General features: G+C 40.7%; 18 protein-coding genes. 6 read left to right on the top strand and 12 right to left on the bottom strand.

The window, feature by feature from the left end; genetic code table 11:
- Nucleotides 1–118: 118 nt before the first annotated feature.
- The gene (locus ACULLH_RS17010; RefSeq protein ID WP_454089956.1) at nt 119–1,288 is read right to left on the bottom strand and encodes a FecR family protein; all 1,170 of its coding nucleotides are present in this window, start codon (nt 1,286–1,288) and stop codon (nt 119–121) included.
- Nucleotides 1,289–1,379: 91 nt separating this feature from the next.
- Here ACULLH_RS17010 and ACULLH_RS17005 point away from each other — a divergent pair, with 91 nt between their 5' ends.
- Both ACULLH_RS17005 and ACULLH_RS17000 read left to right on the top strand, forming a co-directional pair.
- Nucleotides 1,380–1,925, top strand: a complete 546-nt coding sequence (locus ACULLH_RS17005) for an RNA polymerase sigma factor (protein ID WP_454089955.1) — start codon at nt 1,380–1,382, stop codon at nt 1,923–1,925.
- 164 nt (nt 1,926–2,089) lie between these two features.
- Complete coding sequence (locus ACULLH_RS17000; RefSeq protein ID WP_454089954.1) at nt 2,090–2,941, top strand: tetratricopeptide repeat protein; 852 nt, start codon at nt 2,090–2,092, stop codon at nt 2,939–2,941.
- Nucleotides 2,942–2,943: 2 nt separating this feature from the next.
- Here ACULLH_RS17000 and ACULLH_RS16995 read toward each other — a convergent pair whose 3' ends face one another.
- The 7 genes from ACULLH_RS16995 to ACULLH_RS16965 all read right to left on the bottom strand — a co-directional run bounded on the left by ACULLH_RS16995 (nt 2,944) and on the right by ACULLH_RS16965 (nt 13,326).
- Nucleotides 2,944–4,338 carry a c-type cytochrome domain-containing protein gene (locus tag ACULLH_RS16995; protein WP_454089953.1) on the bottom strand — a complete coding sequence of 465 codons (1,395 nt, stop codon included), beginning with the start codon at nt 4,336–4,338 and terminating at the stop codon, nt 2,944–2,946.
- A 9-nt stretch (nt 4,339–4,347) separates the two neighbouring features.
- The gene (locus tag ACULLH_RS16990; protein WP_454089952.1) at nt 4,348–5,223 is read right to left on the bottom strand and encodes a sugar phosphate isomerase/epimerase family protein; all 876 of its coding nucleotides are present in this window, start codon (nt 5,221–5,223) and stop codon (nt 4,348–4,350) included.
- 35 nt (nt 5,224–5,258) lie between these two features.
- The gene (locus ACULLH_RS16985) at nt 5,259–6,767 is read right to left on the bottom strand and encodes a DUF1501 domain-containing protein (RefSeq protein WP_454089951.1); all 1,509 of its coding nucleotides are present in this window, start codon (nt 6,765–6,767) and stop codon (nt 5,259–5,261) included.
- A 1-nt stretch (nt 6,768) separates the two neighbouring features.
- Nucleotides 6,769–9,504, bottom strand: coding sequence for a PSD1 and planctomycete cytochrome C domain-containing protein (locus ACULLH_RS16980; RefSeq protein ID WP_454089950.1), 2,736 nt, complete (start codon nt 9,502–9,504; stop codon nt 6,769–6,771).
- 126 nt (nt 9,505–9,630) lie between these two features.
- A complete protein-coding gene (gene lysS, locus ACULLH_RS16975) occupies nt 9,631–11,319 on the bottom strand; it encodes a lysine--tRNA ligase (protein WP_454089949.1) in 1,689 nt (562 codons plus the stop codon).
- A 262-nt stretch (nt 11,320–11,581) separates the two neighbouring features.
- Nucleotides 11,582–12,136 carry a thioredoxin family protein gene (locus ACULLH_RS16970; RefSeq protein WP_454089948.1) on the bottom strand — a complete coding sequence of 185 codons (555 nt, stop codon included), beginning with the start codon at nt 12,134–12,136 and terminating at the stop codon, nt 11,582–11,584.
- A 137-nt stretch (nt 12,137–12,273) separates the two neighbouring features.
- Nucleotides 12,274–13,326, bottom strand: a complete 1,053-nt coding sequence (locus tag ACULLH_RS16965) for a response regulator transcription factor (RefSeq protein WP_454089947.1) — start codon at nt 13,324–13,326, stop codon at nt 12,274–12,276.
- 91 nt (nt 13,327–13,417) lie between these two features.
- Here ACULLH_RS16965 and ACULLH_RS16960 point away from each other — a divergent pair, with 91 nt between their 5' ends.
- Genes ACULLH_RS16960 through lipB form a run of 3 tightly spaced genes read left to right on the top strand, consistent with a single transcriptional unit; the run spans nt 13,418 to nt 15,067 of the window.
- On the top strand, nt 13,418–13,573 hold the full coding sequence (locus ACULLH_RS16960; protein WP_152131518.1) for a YqaE/Pmp3 family membrane protein: 156 nt from the start codon (nt 13,418–13,420) through the stop codon (nt 13,571–13,573).
- A 10-nt stretch (nt 13,574–13,583) separates the two neighbouring features.
- A complete protein-coding gene (locus ACULLH_RS16955) occupies nt 13,584–14,318 on the top strand; it encodes a hypothetical protein (RefSeq protein WP_454089946.1) in 735 nt (244 codons plus the stop codon).
- A gap of 32 nt (nt 14,319–14,350) precedes the next feature.
- A complete protein-coding gene (gene lipB / locus ACULLH_RS16950) occupies nt 14,351–15,067 on the top strand; it encodes a lipoyl(octanoyl) transferase LipB (RefSeq protein ID WP_454089945.1) in 717 nt (238 codons plus the stop codon).
- A gap of 34 nt (nt 15,068–15,101) precedes the next feature.
- Here lipB and ACULLH_RS16945 read toward each other — a convergent pair whose 3' ends face one another.
- The 4 genes from ACULLH_RS16945 to ACULLH_RS16930 all read right to left on the bottom strand — a co-directional run bounded on the left by ACULLH_RS16945 (nt 15,102) and on the right by ACULLH_RS16930 (nt 20,309).
- Nucleotides 15,102–15,782 (bottom strand): TapB family protein, encoded by a 681-nt coding sequence (locus ACULLH_RS16945; protein WP_454089944.1) that lies wholly within the window; start codon nt 15,780–15,782, stop codon nt 15,102–15,104.
- Nucleotides 15,783–15,784: 2 nt separating this feature from the next.
- Nucleotides 15,785–17,110 carry an OmpA family protein gene (locus tag ACULLH_RS16940; RefSeq protein ID WP_454089943.1) on the bottom strand — a complete coding sequence of 442 codons (1,326 nt, stop codon included), beginning with the start codon at nt 17,108–17,110 and terminating at the stop codon, nt 15,785–15,787.
- A gap of 114 nt (nt 17,111–17,224) precedes the next feature.
- Nucleotides 17,225–19,684, bottom strand: coding sequence for a ribonuclease HII (locus tag ACULLH_RS16935; RefSeq protein WP_454089942.1), 2,460 nt, complete (start codon nt 19,682–19,684; stop codon nt 17,225–17,227).
- 28 nt (nt 19,685–19,712) lie between these two features.
- Entirely contained in the window at nt 19,713–20,309 is a 597-nt protein-coding gene (locus ACULLH_RS16930; RefSeq protein WP_454089941.1) for a ribonuclease HII, read from the bottom strand.
- A 134-nt stretch (nt 20,310–20,443) separates the two neighbouring features.
- Here ACULLH_RS16930 and ACULLH_RS16925 point away from each other — a divergent pair, with 134 nt between their 5' ends.
- Nucleotides 20,444–22,465: a putative porin gene (locus ACULLH_RS16925; RefSeq protein WP_454089940.1), complete on the top strand. Its 2,022-nt coding sequence runs from the start codon at nt 20,444–20,446 to the stop codon at nt 22,463–22,465.
- Nucleotides 22,466–22,807: the final 342 nt, after the last annotated feature.

Raw genomic sequence — 22,807 nt, 5'->3', positions numbered from 1 at the left:
CACCACAGAAAAGGGTGGCTTGCAAACCATGCTTTTTTTCATAATTTTGAGTGTTTGATTGTTAATAATCCATGTTAGCGATCTGATATTCGGGAAGGTGGTGCAACACCTTCCCTTTTTATTTTGAAATGGTAATTACATTGTTCTCAATTTTATAAGTGAATGGGGTACTCGAGGCGATGGTGCCCAAGATAGTCTGTATATCCTCTCTTTCAAATTCTCCTATGAACACTTCATTGTTTAAATGCCTTGCATTGTTTGTGATGGAGACATTGTGCGTTCTTTCCAATTTATCCAAAATCTCTTGGAAGGAAAGGTTATCGATAATTAACTTGTTCTCCATCCAGCTTGTGTATATCCTAGTATCCACTTTTCTTTTGGTCAGAGTCCCTTGTTCTTTGCTGAAAGCTGCCTGATAGCTTGGTGTCAACAAGATTTTAGCGTCTGGATTCGAGTTTTCATAAACGTTTACTGCACCTTCAACCAGGGTAGTGGCAATATTACCATCCGATTTATATGCTGATACATTGAATTGCGTTCCCAATACTTGGATATCAAGATTTTCGGCATTCACTATAAAGGGCCTTTTTTCATCCCTGGTAACATCAAAATAAGCTTCTCCATCCAAATAAACGATTCGGTTTTGCGCAGTTGCATTCAAATTTTGTGGGAACTTCAATCGGGTTCCGGCGTTCAACCAAACTTTGGTTCCATCCGAAAGGGTAAGGTTAAAAGTTTGTCCGTAAGGAACGTAAACTTCATTGAAGATTAGGTTCTGGCTCTGCTCATTATCAGCAAGACTGAAGTCCAACCCTTGGGCTTGCTTCTTCGCGATGGTGTTTCCATCCTTATCAACAAGTTCTGTAGCTCCATCAGCGGTAATAATCTGTTGTGTGCCATCAGCCAACGAAATCACTACGTTGTTTTGTTGGTTTTCGTTGGACTCCTCAATTTGAACTACAGCATTCGTATGTTCTGTATTGGTCAAAGATTGATAAGCGACAAATCCGACCGACAATACCCCCACAAAAACGGCAGCATATTTCAAGAATCTTTTTGGGAACTGTTTTTTGGATTGTTTCTTTTCCACAGTAGCCATGAATCTCCTAAAGGCCTCACTTTCATCAAAATGATGGTAAAGGCTATTTCTAGAGCGCTTTCTTATTTCCTGCTTGAAGAATTCAAGGTTTTTACGCTTCTTAAGCACCCATTTTTTTAGAATTTTCCGCTCATTTGGCGAAATGGTCCGGGCTAAAAACTTCTCAATTAATGCTTCTTTGTTTTGCATTTTTGCATAGGGTTGTGTTATAAAGATGCAGGATGTTCAAAAAACCCCTATTTATTTTATTTTTTTACTTTTAACCAGTTTATGCAAAACCATGGATGAGCAAGAACTTATTGAAAAGCTGAAGCAAGGAGAGATTCATGCTTATGAGTATTTGTTCCACGAACATTACGATTGGTTGTGCAATTATATTTTTCAACTGAGTGGGGATAGGAACTTATCCAAGGATATTGTTCAAGAAGTGATGGTCCGAATTTGGGAGAAAAGGAAAAAACTGACCATTAAAGGCGCTATCAAAGGATATTTGTTTAAATCTTGCCATAACCAATTTCTGCAACAGCTAAGAAAACAAAAGAAACAGCCCGATTTGTTGGATAAAATCCGATGGGATACCATTCATGATAGTTATTTTGAACAGACGGAGGACGATACCTATTTAAAATCGACACTGCTCAAACTGGAAGAACTCATTGATAAACTCCCACCAAAATGCAAGGAGATTTTTATCATGAACAAACTGGAGCGAAGAAAATATCGTGAAATAGCCATGGATATGGGAATCTCCATAAAAACTGTGGAAAATCAAATGTCAAAGGCGCTGAGAATTATTAGGGAAAATGCTTCGGTTTTGATGTTTTAGTTTATTTCTTCAAGCGGAATACATCAATTCATTAGAAATAATGTGATTATTCACAAAGACTTGCCCAGTTTGTTATGTTACTCATTTAGGCACACGTTTCACTCATTCCTGGTGGATTTATTCTGATTGTTTTTGGAATTTCAATTGAACTAAATTTCACCATTATGAAAAGAATTTTCCTTTTAGCGATCTTATTTTTCGGTTTCCACGGCATTTCTCAGAACAATAATCCCAAAAAAGAGGTGGAATGGTACGACGAACTTATGGAGAAATATTACGAAGGGGATTACATGACTGCTTATTTAGGTTTGGGAAGGTTTGTTGAGCAATATCCGAACTCTGAATTGGTGCCAAGGGCCATTTTTAATCAAGCTTGCCTTTTACGGGATCTTGGAAAAGATGATGAAGCAAAGTCCATTTTTCAGCGGATTATGTTATCCGATTATGATGAGCATGAGGCGTACGGTGGAATCATGGAGCAATACGCCCTATATAAGAACCGCAGTGCGAAACACCTTGCCGAAATTTTTCTTGAGGAAGGGAATTTTAAAATGGCTGAGAAATATATCTATCTTTTTGACAAAGTCTATCCTTACAAGCATTTTTGTGGTAATGAGCTGTCTGCAAATGCCATTTATACCGATGTCATGTATGCCAAAATTTATCATGGAAAGGGCAAAACAGACAAGGCTATAAAAAAGCTCCTACCACATTTATTCTACAATGGTTTGACAGGAAATCAGAGTGTAATCGATTTACTTCAGGAGTATCTTCCTTTGGCATATACCAATAACGAACTAAAGGCTTTGTTGAAGGACAGTTTGGAGAACTTCAAAATAAAAAGTGATGAAGAGGGGTTTTTGAAGTTTTTGGGCGTGAAGATACCGGTATATACCTATCTGTTGTATGATTTCACGAATAAGGATTTGGCTGACAACCTAGATTTGGACCAAAAGTCAAAATTTTTGAAGGTGTTTGCATCGCATCCAGTGCTTTCAACATATTTGGAGGAATAAAATCAGTAAATAATGGAATCCGCCGCTATTTTTGGCAATTCGTAGTTGCCATAATCTAAAATGGAATCACTTTTACTAAGACGCTTAGTGTCTTCTTTGCTTGCCTTGGTGTTGTACAAATAGACTTTTTCCAATTTTTTGAACTCACCAAGGGATAGGATATTGGAATCCTCGAAATTGGAATGGGTCAGATTTATCGATTTCAAATGCTCCAATTGGGCAAGAATGGCTATTCCGTTGCCGGTTATGGAAGTATTATCGAGTTTTAAAGTGGTCAAATGTGGAAGCAAGACCAGTTTTTCAAAAACAGTATCAGTTATCTGGGTTCCACCAAGATCTAAAACCACTATTTGTTCTTTGATTGGATTGAAAACCTTAAAGTCATGGTCTTCAAAAGCGGGTTTATTGATACAGGAAACACTTAAAAAGTTGGAGGTATTGCTAATTTGCTGCACATGAACTCCAAATTTTTTAATCTGTGCTATGGAATCGATGGAAGCCGCTGCAATAGTAGTGTCGGGATAGAATTTATTTTCTTTTTGAGGGAAAAATGAAAGAAACAATTCCTTGGGCAATCCCATTTCACCAATAGTTGTTTCGGAGGGATTGCCATTGGCTATCCAGGTTTTTATGATAGCGATTTCTTCCTTGGTCAATTGCGTTTTTTCTTTCGGAGGCATATGGTCCTCATCATCCTTGGGCAATATAAGTCTTGAATATAATTCACTTTCATCCGGATTGTTTTGCAGGATAACCTCCCCATGTTCCCCACCACGCAACATAGCTTCCAAGGAATGTAGCTCCAGATCTCCTTTTGATTTCTTTGGATTGTGACAGCTTACGCATTTGTTATTGATAATTGGGTGCACCACATCTTCATAAAACAACGAAGTTTCCCAATTTTCCTCATGGAGTGTTATAGGTTTTTCCTCAAAGGTTGCAACGCCGAAAAATGATTTTACACTGTTGGGAAAAGGTTCGATCAAATAGCCCTTGCCATGGGTAATATCACCACCAAGATGCCCTGTGAATGAAACCAAAACAAATAAAATCAACGAAAGCGGCCTTATGGAAAATCGTTTCGGAAGTTCAAAAAATGACTTTTCGGCAATCTTGAGATACATCAAAAAACAAAATAGCGTTGTGGCGATACCCAGCCATAAATGCCATTTTACCGTGTTAAAAGCATATCCCTCACCCAAATATTGAAGATATCCGGTTATACAGGTGAATATGGAGCAGATACCAGCCCAAAGGAATACGAGTGCGATTATTTTTTGATAAGTATTTTTCTTTCGGGCATACCATTGTAGCAATAGCCCTAAAATGATAAAACCAATGGGCAAATGGACAAGGAGTGGGTGCAAACGACCTAAAAACTGCTTAAGGATTTCCATAGTGTGGGGTTATTCAGTTTCCATTCTTTTTTTCAGGACGTTCATGATGAATACATTGGCTTTCCACTGGTCCGCCACCGGAATCTGGGTATACGGAAGGGCCGGTAAATAGGTGGGCGGGCCAAACTCTGAAGTAATTGTAACGGTCTGTTGTCCTTCTGCCCAACGTTTACGGATGATTTGCTCCCAAATATCCAAATGCCTCTGCAAAGCTTTTTCCCATTCAGGTGCTTCTGGGTCGTTCACCTGAGGACCCTCGGCATGACCTACCCTAGCATGAATGTGATGTGAGCGATCAACAACTTGCTCTAAATCCTTTGTCTGCCCTTCGAGCAACGACTCATGAACCACCATCCAATGACTGATGTCCAAAGTCAATTTTAAATCTGGAATTGCGCTAAGGTATTTTTTGGTGTCTGGAAGATTATAGCTAAAACGTCCGCGATGGGTCTCATGATAAACAGGAATACCACTTTCTTTGGAAATTTTGTTGGCAACATCGATAAAGGCCTGATTCTGTTTCAGGGTGAAAAAGTCACTTCCCGTATGGCAATTGACTAACACCGGGTTCCATTTCACCAGAACCTTAAGTTTTTCTTCAAATTGCTTCAGGCTCTGCTCAAAAGGAATGTTTTTGTTGGTCCCATGCATAAGATTGAGCAGTAAACCATGCTTTTTTAGTGCGGTTTTGAGTGCTTCTTGACTTTCGGGAGCTGCCGGCAACCATACATCAATTCCATCAAAACCAGATGTTTTTGCCCTTTCGCAAAATGCATCCCAGGAAAGCGTGTTGCCCCAATTTGTCTGAAAGAATAAAAGTTTTTGCTCTTGGGCATACAATTGACCCCAGAGGATTAAGAGAAGGACAGTAAGAATGTTTTTCATAGGCATTTAAAGCTCAGTTGTTGGTTGTGGTCGGTTTAAGCAAGTATTTCTCGTATGATCTCTCCTTCGACATCGGTCAACCTAAAATGTCTTCCTTGAAATTCAAAGGTGAATTCTTCATGATTGAAGCCCAGCAAATGCAAAATAGTGGCATGAACGTCATGCACCGACACCCTTCCTTCAATACCTAAAAACCCGATATCATCCGTTTTTCCGTGACAGGCTCCTTTTTTCACACCTCCACCGGCCATCCACATGGTAAAGGCATCACCGTGATGATCTCTACCTTTAAAGCCCATTTCCCTATTCCCTCTGTTTTCCCGCATAGGTGTACGACCGAATTCGCCTCCCCAAACCACCAATGTTTCATCTAACAATCCTCGTTGTTTTAAATCCAGCAACAAGGCGGTTATGGGTCTATCTATTTCACGGCACTTATTTCTTAATCCTAAATCTACTGCAGTATTATGACTGTCACCATGACTGTCCCAGCCCCAGTCGAACAATTGCACAAAACGAACCCCATCTTCCACTAATTTTCTGGCCAAGAGACAATTGTTGGCAAAGGACTCCTTACCTGGTTCCACGCCATACATTTCCTTGATATTTTCGGGTTCATTTGCAATGTTCATAACCTCGGGAACGGCTATCTGCATGCGATAGGCCATTTCATATTGGTTGATACGGGCCAAAATTTCCGGGTCTGCATATTTGGTGTATTCTTCCTTGTTGATTTTGTTGATGGCATCTATGGTGCTCTTTTTCAAATCCCTCGATAGTCCTTTGGGGTCTTCGATGTAGAGAACGGGGTCTCCTTCAGATCTACATTGCACACCTTGATAGACGGATGGTAAAAAACCACTTCCCCAAACACTTTTCCCTGCATCAGGAGTTTTTCCGCCAGAGGTCAAAACCACAAAACCTGGTAAATTTTGGTTTTCAGACCCCAAACCATAGGTTGCCCATGCCCCTATACTGGGTCTTCCCAGCCTCGGGCTTCCAGTGTGCATGAATAACTGTGCAGGACCATGATTGAATTGATCCGTGTGGACAGCTTTCAGAAATGCCACTTCATCAATCACTTTTTTGAAATGAGGCAAATAGTTGGATATCCAATTCCCGGATTCGCCTTCTTGTGAAAATTCTGCTTGTGGGCCCAACAATTTTGGAGTCCCTTTGATAAACGCGAACTTTTTTCCTTGCAAGAGTGATTCAGGACAATCCTGATTGTTCAATTTATGAAGAACAGGTTTGTAGTCGAACATTTCCAGCTGGGAAGGGGAGCCCGCCATGTGGAGATAGATGACCGATTTAACTTTTGGAGTGTAAGGAGGTGCCAAGGTGGCCAATGGATTTAGGTCACGTTCGGAAAAAGTAACCTTTGTTTTCTTCGTCTTTGGTCCCAAGGGGTCACATCCTAAAAAAATAGAACCTAACGCAAGTCCTCCCAGACCGGTAGCACAATCTTTGATAAAGTGCCTCCGGGTCTTCGCCTGTGCGTCCCGCATCAATTGCTCTCGAATAAGTCGTTCGATTTTGTCCATCTTAGGCCTTGGTTAAAAATTCATCCAGATTCATTATGGCATTCGCTACTACAGTCAATGCTGCTAGCTCGGCAGTTGGGCTGGGGTCAAAATGTAAAAATTGAACCAAGCTATCGTTGTCATTCTTAAATTCGTTCAGGGATGCGTTGTACAGCTCCTTTAACGCGTCTAATTTTTCAGGTATTATTTTGGTTAAGGTTGCTTTTTCATAACCGAGGGTCAATTGTCCGTCAATATCTTCAGAGGATTGCATGGCCTTGGCCAAATGGTATGAAGCTTCCAGATAAACGGGGTCATTTAACGTAACCAATGCCTGCAAAGGTGTGTTGGTTACGGTTCTTCGGATTGTACAGACCTCCCTACTGCCAGCATCAAAAGTTACAAACGAAGGATACGGACTTGTTCTCTTCAAATAGGTATATACAGCCCTTCTATAGCGGTCCTCATCCTTGCTCTCAACCCATTGTTCGCCGCTGTATACAGTTTGCCACACTCCATCGGGCTGTGGCGGCATTACTCCGGGGCCGTACATTTTTGGACTAAGCAATCCGGAAACGGTCAAAGCTTGGTCTCGGATTTGCTCTGCACTCAAGCGCTGTCTAGGACCTCTGGCGTAAAGCTCATTTTCCGGATCCCGTTGATAGGATTCAGGGGTCAACTCCGATTGTTGACAATAGGTCCCGGACAATACAATTTCTTTTACGAGTGATTTTATGCTCCACTGGTGTTCATTCATAAATCGCAATGCCAACCAATCCAATAAACCTGGGTGTGATGGGAAATCGGATTGGGATCCAATATCTTCAACGGTGGAAACCAGACCTCTTCCAAATATCTGATGCCATACGCGGTTTACCAATGTCCTTGCAGTTAAAGGATTTTTCTTATCAACCAACCATTTAGAGAACCCTAAACGGTCATTGGACCAAGTTTTGTCCCACGAATTTAATACAGCAGGGGTCGATGGTTGTACAGTATCTGTTTGCAGTAACCAATTTCCGCGTTCAAAAACTTGGGTTGTACGCGCCATATAGTCGGGGTTTTCAGCCATAACAGGCAGAATGGGTGCCTTAAAATCGACAGCTTGCGCAAACTCCTTTTGAATTCTGGAAAAACCAGCTTGATTTTTCCCAGGAATATCCGGTAAAAACCCAACCCAATAAATATGCAAAGCATTGGTGGTTTTGGGAATCCTTGGATGATTAATTTCGATATGAATGTCTATTGGCCCGTTCACTCTTTTGATAGGAATCCGTTTAGTGGTGGGATATTCCGTTTTATTGAGTGTGAATTGGGTCAGAATTTCGCCTTCGGCATTGTCTTTTCTTACGGTGAATGAAACACCACTATAATAGGAATAATGATTGAAGTAGAAATATTCCGCTCCGTGGGTCCATACGTTTTCCAAACGACACGAACCATTATTCCATAAAACGGATGAAGCATGATCATCATAGGAACCATTGACGAAATCCTGCAACGAATGGGATTTGTAAACAGGTTCCTTGAACCTTAAAAAATCTTTGTATGCTTTAACAGTGCTTGGGTCACCGTATTGTGCCACCCAACTATTGATTTCATCCACGGACTTTTGTTGCTCAGGGGAAAAGAATCGTAATGCTGGAGCCTCATCTGGCGTATCTTCGTCACGGGTATTGTTGAAAAAAGCCATGACATCATAATAGTCCCTTTGCTTGAAGGGATCGTACGGGTGACCGTGACATTGCACACAGCCCATGGTTGTACTTTGCCACACGTCAAAAGAGGTGTTTACCCGATCGATTATGGCTGCGACCCGAAATTCTTCGTCATCGGTACCACCTTCGTCGTTGTTCATGGTATTTCGATGGAAGGCTGTGGCTATGAGTTGATCAATTGAGGGGTCGGGCAACAAATCTCCCGCCAATTGCTCTATCGTAAATTGGTCATACGGCATATCATCGTTCAACGCTTTAATGACCCAATCACGGTATTGCCACATACTACGTCCCAAATCTTTTTCGTAGCCTTTGGTATCGGCATATCGAGCCATATCGAGCCACCAACTGGCCCATTTCTCACCGAAATAGGATTGCGCCAAAAGACTGTCGACCATACGCTCATAGGACAGCTTCCCTGACTTGAAATTTTGAAAAAGAGCGGGATCCGGTGGAAGCCCGGTGATGTCCAAAGCCACCCTTCTGGCCAGAATATTGTCGGGAGCAGATGGACTTGGTTCAACAGCTTCTTTTTTCAGGCGATTTAATATGAAATGGTCTATGCTGTTTTTAACAAAGGCTGTATTCTCATTCGAAAAACCTGCTTCTTCGGTGAGGGTAGGAACTTCAACTTTTTCTGGTAAGGTATAGGCCCAATGTTCGCCCCACTTCGCCCCTTGATTCACCCATTTGGTCAATAGGCCGATTTCTTCATCGGAGAGTCTAGGTTTTTCATAGGGCATGCGAAGTTCTGGGTCTTCTTCCTTCAATCGCTTTATGAATTCGCTCCCCGAAGCATTACCAGGGATAATGGCGGGTTTGCCAGACTCCGTATTTGCGAAGGCCTCTTCCTCAAACAAAAGACTGAATCCTGCATTTTTTTTAACCCCACCATGGCAGGTGATGCAATGTTTGTTGATGATGGGCTTGATTTCAGCACTGAAATCCACCTCATGTGAAGGTTTGAGCAAATTCCAGAGCAATACCAAGGCAAGCAACCCCAAAACTAGCCCAATGCCTGATGTTACTTTCTTGCTCATATTTATGTTCGGAATACGCTAAACGCTGTGAATCATAAATATAGCAATTTTGAAAACGGTTTGGTCTAAACTTCGCCGAACGACTTTTGAAAGATGCCGAACAAAGATTTAGGAAAGAAGCACGTCTTATTTTTGGGAAGCGAAAAGCCCGTCTTCCCTCTTCTCAACCTTAAAAATTCCCAATTTGGAAAGGTTCTTGGTGCTCTTGTCCCATTTTTTTCCACTGAGGTCAGCTTTTTCCTTCAATTCTGCCAAAGGCATCTCATCAACGGGTTTTAAAATATCCATGATGATTTTCTCCTCTTCAGTAAGCTCCACCTGCTTTTTCTCTGGACGCATTTGTGGGAAGAAAAGAACCTCTTGGATGGATGAGTTATTGGTCATCAACATCACCAAACGGTCTATTCCGATACCAATTCCGGAAGTGGGCGGCATTCCGTATTCCAGAGCCCGAAGAAAATCTTGATCAATGAACATGGCCTCATCATCTCCCTTTTCAGAAAGACGAAGCTGCTCTTCAAAACGTTCGCGCTGATCTATAGGGTCGTTCAACTCAGAATAGGCGTTGGCCAATTCCTTTCCATTCACCATAAGCTCAAAGCGCTCGGTTAGGGCTGGATTGTCTCGGTGCTCCTTGGTCAACGGACTCATTTCTTTGGGATAATCCGTAATGAAGGTAGGTTGTACGTAGTGATGCTCGCATTTTTCACCGAATATTTCATCGATCAACTTGCCTACACCCATGGTTTCATCCACTTCGATTTCGAGCTTTTGGGCCACTTCCCGCAATTCGTCTTCGTTCATTCCGGCAACGTCATGACCGGTATGGATTTTAATGGCTTCCAAAATTGGTACGCGGGCATAGGGAGCCTTAAACTCAATTTCATTGTCTCCAACAGTCACTTTTGTGCCCCCAGTCGCATCCAAAGCAATTTTTTCCAACAACTGTTCGGTGGTGTCCATCATCCAGTTGTAGTCTTTATAGGCCACATAGAGCTCCATTACGGTGAACTCTGGATTATGGGTACGATCCATTCCCTCGTTTCTAAAATCTTTGGAAAACTCATAAACTCCATCAAAACCGCCTACAATCAACCTTTTCAGGTACAATTCATTGGCAATTCGAAGATATAGAGGGATGTTAAGGGCGTTGTGATGGGTCAAAAAAGGCCTTGCCGCAGCTCCCCCTGGAATGGGTTGCAGGATTGGGGTCTCAACTTCCAAATACCCTCTTTCATTGTAGAACTCCCGAATGCTATTGGTGATTTTGGTACGCTTGATGAAAGTATCCTTTACTGACGGATTTACCACTAAATCCACATAACGCTGACGATAGCGAAGTTCTGGGTCATTGAATTCGTCGAATACTTTTCCATCAGCATCTACCTTTGGTAGCGGAAGCGGACGTAGCGCCTTGCTCAACAACGAAAAGTTTTTGACCATGACCGTTTTTTCACCCACCTGGGTAGTGAAAAGTTCCCCTTCTACACCGATGATGTCACCTATATCCAACAGTTTTTTATAAACCTCGTTGTAATGGGTCTTGTCATCACCAGGACAGATTTCATCACGATTAAAATATACCTGAATACGTCCTTCGCTATCTTGGAGTTCTGCAAATGAAGCTTTTCCTTGGATTCTTCTCGACATCAGTCTACCGGAAATCACCACCTTCTTTCCTTCTTCAAAATCGTTTTTAATGCTCTTTGATGTTGCATCCACTGGATAAAGTGCAGCAGGATACGGGTTGATTCCCAGTTCCCTAAGCTTTGATAATTTCTCCCTTCGAACGATTTCCTGTTCCGATAGTTGCATAGTCGATAAAAAATTAAAGCGCAAAATTACACTTTTGCGCTTTAATCAAAAGAATGGAGGTTGTCTAAAAAGTCTTTGAAATAAAAAAATGTCAGTCTGAGCTTGTCGAAGACATCTTGATGATGGAATAGTTAAAACTTCGACAGGCTCAGTTTGACGATATGGCACTTCTTTTTAGACAACCTAATTCCGCTAAAATGTCATTCCCACAAAAGTGGGAATCTAAACAAAGAATTTCAATTTGAAGAAATTCTTTGTTTCCTTACTTGGCCTTGCTTAATGTCGCATAATTGGGTGTATACAATTCGCCCATCATGATTTGGGCCATATCTTCTTCCAAAGATTCGAGCGGGCTTTCGACAATTCTGTTCACTTCTTTTTTTCCTTTGAAGAAGACCATCGTGGGAACCTTAATGATGTTCAAGCCTTTTTCCTCGCCTGTTGGACTCTTCTTGTAATGTCCCTTACGATAATCCAAAGCAACAATCTGCAATTGGTCCATGGGGAATTTGGCATCATGTAGAATTTTCAGCATTCTGGGGACTTCTCTTTTACTATCCCCGCACCAGGTACCCAGAAATAGTTTGATGTGATGTCTTTTAAGCTGTTTTTTAAACATTTTCACCATGGATTGGTCCACCTCATAGTTTTCATAGTTTGTATTGAACCAATTGGAATAGGGTTGGGATTGGAGTCCTTCCATTGTAATTTGACCAATCAGAAAATTTTTACCGTTTTCCAGTTTAATTTCTTTGTTAAAATCTTGTGCAAGCAAAGAGGTACTCGCAAACAAAAGCGCAATTAAAATTGATTTCATGATTTTCAGTTTAAAATTTGGAACCGAAAATTGACCAAAATCAGAACGTCAATGGCTTTTTGAAGGATGGAAATGGGGACTAGACCCCGGGTGGAATTTTAGAGATTTAACACTTCGAGGGTGTATGCTGAGGAAATTTATTTTTTGTTGAAGATGGAAACAATTTCTTGCCGTGATGAAACTTCCAGTTTTTTGTACAGATTGTTGATGTGGGTTTTGATCGTGCTATGACTCACAAAAAGTTCGGAAGCAATTTCCTTGTTGCTCTTGTCTTTCAGAATCTGCTGTACAATTTTCTGCTCTTGCGGAGTCAATTTTTGGAGCAGATTATTGTTTTTTGCTCGGGATGCGGACTTTCTGGTGATAATCAGGTACAAATTCAACACCAGGGATAGACCAAGAAGGATCAAGGCGGCCCATTTCCAATTCCAATCCGAAGACCCACCAAAATTGGCCAATTGTCTGTCCACGGTAATTTCAGCTTCAAATTGTTTGGTAAAGAGGGTGTTTGGATAGCTTGTGTTCAACCGATCCAGAAGCTGGTCATAGTATGGGTTCGAAGCAATATCCTTGAGATAATGGGCATAGGTTTCATTCCGTTTGTCCGATAGATAATCGTAAATAAGTAACTCCACCAAAGGTTCGCTGGAATCCTCACCGAATTTTTGAAGGGTAGCGAACCATTTTTCCAGATTCAGTTTTCGGTTGGCTTCACTGCGATAATCAACAAAATCAAATATCATTTCCTCTTTTAAACTTTCAATTTCCAAAAGCAGCGAGGATTTAGGATTGGTTGAGGTGATGGTGCAGAGTGCTTGATCTTCAAAAGAGGTTGGGAATTCTATGGTATCTCCATTGTTTGCTATAAAAAGGACGCTTTTGCTATCATCGCAACTACCCATAAAATGACTTGCCTCAGAATTGTTTGAGCAACCATCCAGATGAAGGCGGTATATGCGATTATCTCGTAACAGATTGTCGCCAGTGAACTTGAAATAACCAAAGGAGTCAACGGTTGTCTTGCTTATAATTTGCTCTAGGTACACCCGGGAGGTCTTCCGGTAATCCTCGACCAGGGACAGATAAATGGCATTTCCTTGATTAGCCTTGGAGACACGGCCCGAAAAGTTGAACTGGCCTACTACGGACAACTGGCTCAACAGTAAAACAAGAAATAGGGCAATCCTCATAAATGCGTTCTAACGTAATAAAAATAAAGGTTTTGTGTAACAAATAAGGTAAATTATATACTAATGAGGTACATCAATCAAAATCAAATCAATGAGTTTCTGGAGAGTTTTATTGGCCATTCTATTTCCACCCTTGTCGGTCATCGGAAAAGGTTGTGGTTCTTTTCTTATTGTATTACTTTTAACGCTTTGTGGATGGGTGCCTGGAGTTATTGGGGCACTTGTCATATTGAATAACACAAACTAAAACCACCAAAATGAAAAAAATCCAAATCTTGGCATGGGCAATTATGGTTGCCTTGACCTCTTCGTGCAATTTTACAGAAGAAATTACGCTACAAGAAGATGGCTCTGGAAAACTTTCCATCAATTTTGATGGGTCCGAACTTATGGAAATGGCCGGTGACGAAATGAAAAAGAGCAACGAAAAGCCTGTTGACTCCCTAATTTCCTTTAAAGATTTGCTGGAAGATAAAAAGGATAGCATAGCTACGTTGTCCCCAGAGGAACAGGCCAAGCTTAAAAAACTTGAGCCTTTTAGTATGCATATGATAATGAATCCTGATGAAAAGTTGATGAAGTTTGATTTATTCAGTGAATTCAAAAATGTCAATGAGGTAAACGATGCATTTAATGCCTTTCAAGGGGCGAACATACTAGGGTCCCAAAAAGAGGGAACTCCACCTGCTCCTATGGAAAGCTCAGCCTCGGAAGTTAGTTACTCTTTTGACAACAATAGTTTTACCCGAAAAGCCACGATTTTGGACCAAGAGCTGTTTCAACAACAAATCGATAGTCTACAGGGTGCTGAAATGTTTCTTTCAGGCTCCACATATACCCTCAAATACCATTTCCCAAGAAAAGTAAAATCCACCTCTGCTGAGGAAGCTACCTTTAGTGTGGATGGCAAAACACTGATTTATGAAGTGAAGTTTCTGGATCTGATGAAGGATCCTTCGCTTTTGGATCTTGAGGTACAACTCGAGGATTAGTTTTGCGATAAAGCTCTTCGTATCTTTGCTGGATGAATAAGAAAGTCCAGTTACAGGATTTAGGCCATAAGGATTACAAAGAAACTTGGGATTACCAGGAAGCACTTTTTAAAGAGATTGTTGATCTGAAGATCAAGAATCGAAGAGAAGAAGCCAACCTTGAAACTCCAAACCATTTTCTGTTTGTAGAGCATCCCCATGTTTATACTTTGGGCAAAAGCGGGAATATAGACAACCTATTGGTCGATGAGAAAAAACTGCAGGAAAAGGGCGCTACCTTTTATAAGATCAATCGGGGAGGAGACATTACCTATCACGGACCCGGACAAATCGTAGGCTATCCCATCTTGGATTTGGACAATTTTTTTACCGACATCCATAAATATCTCCGCTTGCTGGAAGAAATGGTAATCCTGACCTTGGCCGAATATGGGTTAAAAGGTGTCCGTTCTGAAGGGGAAACAGGAGTGTGGTTGGACGTTGGAACCCCTTTCGCCCGAAAAATTTGCGCTATGGGCGTACGGGCAAGCCGTTGGGTGACCATGCACGGCTTTGCATTGAATGTGAATGCTGATTTGGGTTACTTTGATTTAATGATTCCCTGCGGGATAAAAGGCAAGGCTGTTACTTCCCTGAATGTGGAGTTGGGCCAAAAGACAGTGGATATGGATGAGGTAAAAGAGAAACTGAAACATCATTTCACAACACTTTTTGAAGCAGAACTATTAAAAGAAAAAACCGAAGCCTAAACTTCGGTTTTCTGTTTTTTGATTGGTTTTGTCGTTATCTCTCATAGGAAGTGAGTAAACTCATGCTCCGTAACTTTCCTTTTTTGTTGTAATCTTCGGTTTTTACCATGCCGATATCTTCCGCTAACCATTGTTTTGTTTTCCCCGTGGATTTAATGCCCATTTTCATATCGGTATCATAGCTGATAACAAAACATTCAAAAGTACCTGCGGGAGTAGTTATGGTTTCTTTGGCATCCACTGTTCGGTTATACATTCGTATGAATGATTTCATGGCAATTGGTGCCCCGGTAATGGTCATTTCCATCTCGGCATCTGGTAATGTCTGACCTACGGACAAATCGTTAGGAATATAAATGTTGTTTCCTTTTATGTCCAATTCCATATTATCAAACTGACTGGGCCTTCCGCTTCCCATTAACGATTTAAAATCAATGGAAACACCATTTTCTTCACATTTCATCCCATAGGAAGAATCTCCGATTTGAGTGCCATTCTTATCAAACATTTCCATGGTGTAGAGCACGCTATCGCCACCGTCATCAGTAACAGAATAAACTACTTTCCCTTCTTTGTTCATTCTATTGCCATAAAGGGTATGTTCAAATTTAGCACCATCAGAAACCGGATAGTACTTGCTGCAATCAGTCTGTGCTGAAACAGCCACACTTCCTATTAAACAAAGGATGGTCAAAATTGATGTAGATATTTTCATTTTTATTGTCTTATGAATTCAACTCTTCTATTTTGGGCTTTTCCATCAGGACTATTGTTGTCCGCTACGGGTTCACTTTCACCCTTACCGTCAACGGTTAAGCGGGAAGCATCAATATTATAAATGTCCACAAGTGCGCTTTTTACAGCAGCGGCCCGATCTTTGGATAGTTGCGTATTGGTTGTATCGGCACCATCAGAATCCGTATGCCCAATGATTTTAAGATTGATAGCGGATTCTTGGAGCAATACCTGGGAAATTTGGCGAATAACGCCCATGGATTGTGGCTGTAAGTTTGCCGAACCAGAATCAAATAAAATGGCATTGGTGGATATTTTTCCTTCGGAAATAAGTTTTCGTCTTAAATCCACGCCACCTTCTGCAACCTTGAGATTGGTGATAAAGACTTTTTCCTTTCCATCCTTAAAACCGTTCGCAAGGAATTTAACTGTATGCAAGACTGCTCCAGGAGCCACCAATCTAGGCACATCGATATATTTTGCTTCATTGACCCACAGCCTAAAGCGCTGCTTGTTCACTGCAATGGAAACGTGCGGGTTGTTCAACACCACATCCCTGATATCCGCTTTGACCGTACTTCGTATCTCCCTTTTATTGTTGATATTGTTTTGGACTGTGATTCCGATAGCCGAATATTGGCAAAAAGGAATCTCGGCATAGGCGTTATAACTACCAGACTTAAATTTATCATCATTACTTAAGGTGATGGCCACTTTTGCTTGCGAGGAGGTTTGTCTGTCCAGACCTACGGCGGCAAGATCAAATTCGATGGTATATTCTTCCGGCAGTTGCGGAACGTCGGGGATATAATAAATATTAAAACCCGATTTTAGTTCCAGCCATTTTTGGGGTGACTCGCCTAAAGTGACCAGCTCGCCACCGGCATTAGTGTTCCATTTGGATGGAAAATCCCCAATAAAATCATAGCCGAAATCGTCAAAGAACAGTTGTTTGTCGCCAGGTACATAGTCAAACTTGCTGTACACCTGAATGGTTTTGGCACCAGAAGCATCGGACCCACCCGTATTTGGGGATTGGCCTTGAGTTTCTCCCGAGTTTGGTTGTTTTTCATCATTACCTGGTGCCTTTGGGTTCTTTTTGCCCTTTGACCCTGGTTCTAGAATACTGTCGAGTGCCTGATCGGTTTTTTTTGCGGTTTCAGATTCCACACGACGTTCTATGGTACGTTCAGCAGCTTTTTCCGCTTTCTTTCCCAATTTCTTTAATAATTGGCCATTGCTGTTCGTGTTAAAGGTAAATGCTAGGATTGAGCAAAAAAGAACTTTGCCCAAAATGGAGGTTTTCATTGTAATAGTGTTTAATTAGTGTAATTACCTGTAAATTAAAAATTTACAATGTAATTGGAAAGAATGGTTGTGTATGTTGTCTGAACTATTGTATAGGTTGCAGAATAGGGGCTACTAGTTCATTTTGTACACAATTATGGAATTTTCTTGATCTTTTGCCACCAGTTCCAACTTGTTGTCATTGTCCATATCCACCATATCAATCAGGGAATTCCCAAAAACCGGAAAATTGGGAATGGGTTTGGCTTGGCTATCGAACAAGTATATTTTTTGGCTTTGGATGTCGGTTACACTTACATAGATTTTATCATAGATGTAAAAAATCTTGGGTTTGGTGTATACTCCAAGATCTAACTCTACTTTTTTTCCTTTAATGCTTAGAATGTTATCATCCATAAAGACCAAGGTTTTGCTGGTAGTATACATTCCATGGTCTTTGCTAAGGTTAAAATTGGTGGCTGTTAGTTTCCCTTTGGTATCGATTTGATGCAGTACTCCCTTTTTATTGGTCATGGAAAACTTATTTTTATACAGAAACACATCATTGTCTGAAAAATCTATTTTCTCCGCAATTTTTAAACGTTCATGCCCTGTCCTATGTAAAATTTTGAGACTGTTGTTTTCCAACTGAAATACCAAGTAATCCTTGTTGGCCACCCTAAAGTGTTTTGGTGGGGTTAAAATTGGGCTTTGGGCTTGTGTGTAGGTAAACCCATTTACCGCCTGCATTTGGTTGTTGTACATAAATACTTTATTGCCCTGGGTAATTACAAACCGGTAATTTTTATTGCCCTCGTAATCAAAAACGGCCAAGGGATTTAAATTTCCTCCTTCGAATGTTTTTTTGAATGGAGGTACGTCTTCCCCATTGCGGTCTATGAGCATAAATTCGTTGCTGGTGCAAAAGGCCAATTGCAAGCGACCATTTTTGTAGATATCGACCTGCTTTATAGGTCCTTGTATCCTTCCGTTCAGCTGTTTGCTCCAAATTACTTTTCCTTCCGTGGAGATTAGGTACAAAACATTGTTTTGGTCTTGGACCACAATTTCCTGTTTATTGGTGCGATGGTTTTTGACGAATTGTGGATCCAAAGTGAGGTCCGTATCCAATTCCAAAGTAAATAATGGTGTAACCGAATTGACTTCGACGGTTTTCCCTATCTCGGAGACCAAAAAATTGGCATGCACAAAATTTTGATCTGCCACCGCTTGGCTAGCGAAGACATGATCAGAAAAATCAACTTTTTTGACAGCATTAAAAAACTCAGGGGCAAAATGTTGTTCCGAAAGAAAATCGATGCCTGAATCATTTGATATGAATAAGATACTTGATTCATTCGCAAGCTGCCCCATTGCTGTTTTATAGACCGATGAATTGCTGAAAGAGGATGCATTGCCATGATTACTTATGATGGTCTGCAAAGGCTCCCTACTTTGGGCAAAAAGAAAGGTGTTTTCTATGATGACGCAAAAATTGGACTCAAAATCTTTGACCAAAGGATCAAAATTATCGAACAAAAAACTGCCATCTTTTAGGTTCATGATCTCACTTCCTTGATACATGGTGGAAGCCGTTTTCTGATTATTTAAAGTCTCGGTAAGGCCTTCGGCCCCAAACGAACTGAGAAGAACAACCTTTTGTTTATTTAAATAGATTGTCCCGACTTCCTCAATGGTGTTGAAGAGCGAATCTATCTGTTTAACCCTGTCCAAATAGCTATTTTGATTTTTGGCAAAAACCTGATAGTCATGAAAGGTATATGAACTTATCGCCTGAGCACTTAGGGGTGCAAATTGAGTGGTTTTATGGGCCAAAGGATTGGTTCCCCGGAAAAGGTTGATAAAGTTTTTGGTCGAGTCGGAAGCTACAGCCACTCCCGAGAGCGCCAGATTATCCGAATTGGCAGAAAAATCCATAGAAATCCAGTCCGCAAATGAAGTTACCTCGTCACTTTCATTTTTCAACTGATTTGAAAATAATGATGACGGTTCATCCAAATTCACAAATAGGGTGGCCGATTTATTTGGGCTCGAGGTATCGTATAGTTTTTTCAGCGTGCCATTGACCGGATTGGTCTTTTTAGTCCGAACTATATTTTCCATCAACATTAGGGAGCTGCCGATGACAATATTTTCATCCAGTTGCAAACTAAATACCTCCTGGTCATCCAAGGTGAATTTGGTGATGTTTTTATTTTGGTAGCTAAGGGTTTCAACAGTTTTATTCCCCACATCATCCAAATTGAAATAATCAGGGGATGCTTTTAAGATAAGAACAAATTCATAGTTGTCCTTTCCAACGGCATAGAGTGCAAACAAGCTTTTGGATTCGGTTTTTAAATGATCGAGCACCTCAGTTTTTTTGGCTATTTCTTTGTAAAGTGAAAAGCTCTCGAAAGTCTCAAAAACCGAACTGTTCTTTAACTCGCTTTTAAAATTGGTAAGGTTGTTTATTTTGATGATCAAAGAGGCATTCGATGGAAAATAGCCCAATAACGAATCTGTGGTTTTTACTTCAGTTTTACAATTGATAAGAAAAAGTACAAGCAGGACCAGGAGTGCCTTTGATTTCATTGTTGAAGTTTCGAACAAATTTAGGGTTTTAGATATCGAGTGTCAACTGTTCAGGAAGTTGTCGGAAACTTTTTCTGTGATATTTGGTCAACCCATATTTTTTTATTGCCTCCCTGTGCTCTTTGGTAGGGTATCCTTTGTTTTGTATCCAATTGTACATCGGGAACTCTTCGTGGATTTTCGCCATATAGGCATCGCGATGTGTTTTGGCCAGAACCGAAGCCGCTGCGATACTCATGTACTTGCCATCGCCTTTAATAACGCATTCATGCGAAATGGAAGCATAGGGTTTAAAACGATTGCCATCTACCAAGATGAAACGGGGAGGTTCCTTTAACTGGTCCAACGCCCTGTGCATGGCCAAAATGGAAGCATTCAGAATATTGATTTTGTCAATTTCCGCTTCAAAAATGTGGCATACCGCATAGGTGACTGCCTCTTTTTCCAAAATGGGGCGAAGTAGTTCCCTTTTAGATTCCGATAGCTGTTTGGAATCGTTCAGCACAGTATTGGTGAATCCCTTGGGTAAAATAATGGCCCCTGCAGTGACCGGACCTGCCAAACAGCCTCTCCCGGCTTCATCTGTTCCAGCTTCGTTGGGGTATTTAAAAAAATGCTCAAGCATGGGCCCGTTCTTGGATTTGGTCGCTATAAAACTGGATAATGTTAAAGTTGTCCAATATTATTGATTTTTATGATATAAACTTTCACATTTCTTTAGAAACAAAACATATACCTTTGCCTGACCAATAATATGGAATGAGATTTTTAGTATTTGCCCTTCTTCTTTTGGTAAGCCCATCTTTAGTTGCCCAACAAGATTCAATCCCCCCAACACAGGAAGCAGATTCTATAAGTAAGGTTGATACCGTCGAGACCAAAGATTCCATAGGGGCCAGAAAACCGAAATTCCGCATTCCGGAAAGACCTGAACAGGAAAAGGACACCGCCCATATCTCAGATTATAAGATTATATCATACCATAGAGATACGACCTTTGTAGATACCACCCTTACCATAAGAAAGGAATACAAGTACAATTATATAAGGGAAGATGATTTTGAATTGATGCCCTTTTCGAATATCGGACAACCCTACAATGTTCTTGGGAGGACTTTTTCCAAGAATACACTGTATCCAAAGATAGGGGCCGTTGCCAAGCATTATAATTATTTTGAGATAGAAGATATCAACTATTACCATGTGCCAACGCCAATGACCGAGCTGATGTTTAAGACCACATTGGAACAAGGGCAGTTATTGGATGCGTTGTTGGCATTTAATTTCACGGAGAGGTTTAATGTCTCCGTAGCGTACAAAGGTTTTAGATCGCTGGGTAAGTACAGATTCGACCAAGCACAATCTGGGAATTTTAGAACGTCCTTTAATTATATAAATAAAAATGGCAAGTATAATATTAGGGGGCATATTGCGGCCCAAGATATTGAAGCTGAGGAAAACGGTGGGTTGTTGGACCGGGATCAGTTTGAGATAAACGAAAACAATGACTTTACGGACAGATCTCGGATAGACCTTAGATATGAAAACGCCAACAACCGAATTTTAGGTAAACGGTATTTTCTGGATCAAGAGCTTAAGCTTTTTCGGGGGAAGGACTCCACCAATACCAGAAGTACTTCATTAGCTATTGGACATGAGTTTAGTTATGAAACAAAATTTTACGACTTTACACAATCTGCCCAGAACGATGCTTTTGGTGAAGATCCTTTTGTGACCCCAATTGAGGACCGGGCCAGATTGAAGACCATGTTTAATAGAGGGTCCTTAAAATTCTCGAACAAAACTCTGGGAGATGTAAAAGGATGGGCTAGCCTCTATAACTATAATTACTTCTTCAATAGTATTCTAGTAACTGATGATGGGACTATTCAGAATCAATTGAAAGGTGAGGAAATCGCTATAGGTGGAAGCTATAAAAAGAATTTTGGACGATTATTGTTGAAGGGGGATATCAATTATAACGTATCTGGAGAGTTGGGAGGAAACACTTTCAATGCTTCAATAGATTATGGAATCAATGACAATAATATGATTTCCGCTGGCATCCATGCATCATCACGCATGCCCAATTTCAACTTTCTATTGTACCAAAGTGATTACCGTAACTTCAATTGGCAGAATACCGACACCTTCGATAAGCAGCAGGTACAAAGTATTCGTTTTGGGCTGAACTCAAAAAAATTGGGCTACCTGCAAGCGGAGTACAGCGCATTGGATAACTACACCTATTTTGCATCAATTGCCACGCAGGAACAAATAGACAATGCCCAAGAAACAGCCTTTGTAAAACCTTTTCAGCAGACAGAGACAATTAATCACCTTAGGGTTAAGTATACGAAAGATTTTATATGGAGAAGATGGACGTTGACCAACACGGTACTCTATCAGGAAGTTACCCAAGACGAACAGGTGCTGAACCTGCCCCAATTGGTGACAAGGAATTCGCTCTATTTTTCAAAAGATATTTTTAAGAAGGCCATGTTCCTGCAAACAGGAGTTACCTTTAAATATTTTACCTCATATAATATGAATGCCTATAACCCACTGTTGGGAGAGTTCTACATTCAAAATAATGAGGAATTAGGGGCATACCCGCTGTTGGATGTATTTATCAATGCCAAGGTTAGGCAGACACGTATTTATTTAAAGGCAGAACATTTGAATTCCATTTTTTCCCCGCCGGAATATTATTCGGCACCTAACTATCCGTATCGTGATTTCGTAATCCGTTTTGGACTGGTTTGGAATTTCTTTTCTTAAAAATTCTTTAAGTTGAAATATTTTGGGATTGAAAAACAGTGATTTACGGGAGAAGGGAGATTTTTGACAAAAAAATAGTTCAAAACTATTTGCGGAGAAAAAATAACCTGATTATATTTGCACCCGCTTAGCTGATAGGGCTGGGTGTTTAGAGGGGGATATATAGGGCTTGATTTGGCCCGATTTTTTTCTCTTGGAAAGATTGAAGAAGTTCATTTGACATATTGTATAGACAGCGTAAAAGAGAATAACAAGGAACCATTTTGATGTCAAGGACTTGGGTATTGTTTTAGGGAGTTGAATAGATATTTAACGATAGACAATGAAGAGTTTGATCCTGGC

Source organism: Flagellimonas sp. 2504JD4-2 (genome assembly GCF_053642935.1).
The sequence above is the reverse complement of the archived record's forward strand: the minus strand, read 5'-3'. Positions and strand labels throughout refer to the sequence as shown.

What these genes read in the sequence shown, in the direction of transcription:
- ACULLH_RS17010 (WP_454089956.1), bottom strand. Translation starts at nt 1,288, where the DNA reads ATGCAAAACAAAGAAGCATTAATTGAGAAGTTTTTAGCCCGGACCATT.
- ACULLH_RS17005 (WP_454089955.1), top strand. Translation starts at nt 1,380, where the DNA reads ATGGATGAGCAAGAACTTATTGAAAAGCTGAAGCAAGGAGAGATTCAT.
- ACULLH_RS17000 (WP_454089954.1), top strand. Translation starts at nt 2,090, where the DNA reads ATGAAAAGAATTTTCCTTTTAGCGATCTTATTTTTCGGTTTCCACGGC.
- ACULLH_RS16995 (WP_454089953.1), bottom strand. Translation starts at nt 4,338, where the DNA reads ATGGAAATCCTTAAGCAGTTTTTAGGTCGTTTGCACCCACTCCTTGTC.
- ACULLH_RS16990 (WP_454089952.1), bottom strand. Translation starts at nt 5,223, where the DNA reads ATGAAAAACATTCTTACTGTCCTTCTCTTAATCCTCTGGGGTCAATTG.
- ACULLH_RS16985 (WP_454089951.1), bottom strand. Translation starts at nt 6,767, where the DNA reads ATGGACAAAATCGAACGACTTATTCGAGAGCAATTGATGCGGGACGCA.
- ACULLH_RS16980 (WP_454089950.1), bottom strand. Translation starts at nt 9,504, where the DNA reads ATGAGCAAGAAAGTAACATCAGGCATTGGGCTAGTTTTGGGGTTGCTT.
- lysS (WP_454089949.1), bottom strand. Translation starts at nt 11,319, where the DNA reads ATGCAACTATCGGAACAGGAAATCGTTCGAAGGGAGAAATTATCAAAG.
- ACULLH_RS16970 (WP_454089948.1), bottom strand. Translation starts at nt 12,136, where the DNA reads ATGAAATCAATTTTAATTGCGCTTTTGTTTGCGAGTACCTCTTTGCTT.
- ACULLH_RS16965 (WP_454089947.1), bottom strand. Translation starts at nt 13,326, where the DNA reads ATGAGGATTGCCCTATTTCTTGTTTTACTGTTGAGCCAGTTGTCCGTA.
- ACULLH_RS16960 (WP_152131518.1), top strand. Translation starts at nt 13,418, where the DNA reads ATGAGTTTCTGGAGAGTTTTATTGGCCATTCTATTTCCACCCTTGTCG.
- ACULLH_RS16955 (WP_454089946.1), top strand. Translation starts at nt 13,584, where the DNA reads ATGAAAAAAATCCAAATCTTGGCATGGGCAATTATGGTTGCCTTGACC.
- lipB (WP_454089945.1), top strand. Translation starts at nt 14,351, where the DNA reads ATGAATAAGAAAGTCCAGTTACAGGATTTAGGCCATAAGGATTACAAA.
- ACULLH_RS16945 (WP_454089944.1), bottom strand. Translation starts at nt 15,782, where the DNA reads ATGAAAATATCTACATCAATTTTGACCATCCTTTGTTTAATAGGAAGT.
- ACULLH_RS16940 (WP_454089943.1), bottom strand. Translation starts at nt 17,110, where the DNA reads ATGAAAACCTCCATTTTGGGCAAAGTTCTTTTTTGCTCAATCCTAGCA.
- ACULLH_RS16935 (WP_454089942.1), bottom strand. Translation starts at nt 19,684, where the DNA reads ATGAAATCAAAGGCACTCCTGGTCCTGCTTGTACTTTTTCTTATCAAT.
- ACULLH_RS16930 (WP_454089941.1), bottom strand. Translation starts at nt 20,309, where the DNA reads ATGCTTGAGCATTTTTTTAAATACCCCAACGAAGCTGGAACAGATGAA.
- ACULLH_RS16925 (WP_454089940.1), top strand. Translation starts at nt 20,444, where the DNA reads ATGAGATTTTTAGTATTTGCCCTTCTTCTTTTGGTAAGCCCATCTTTA.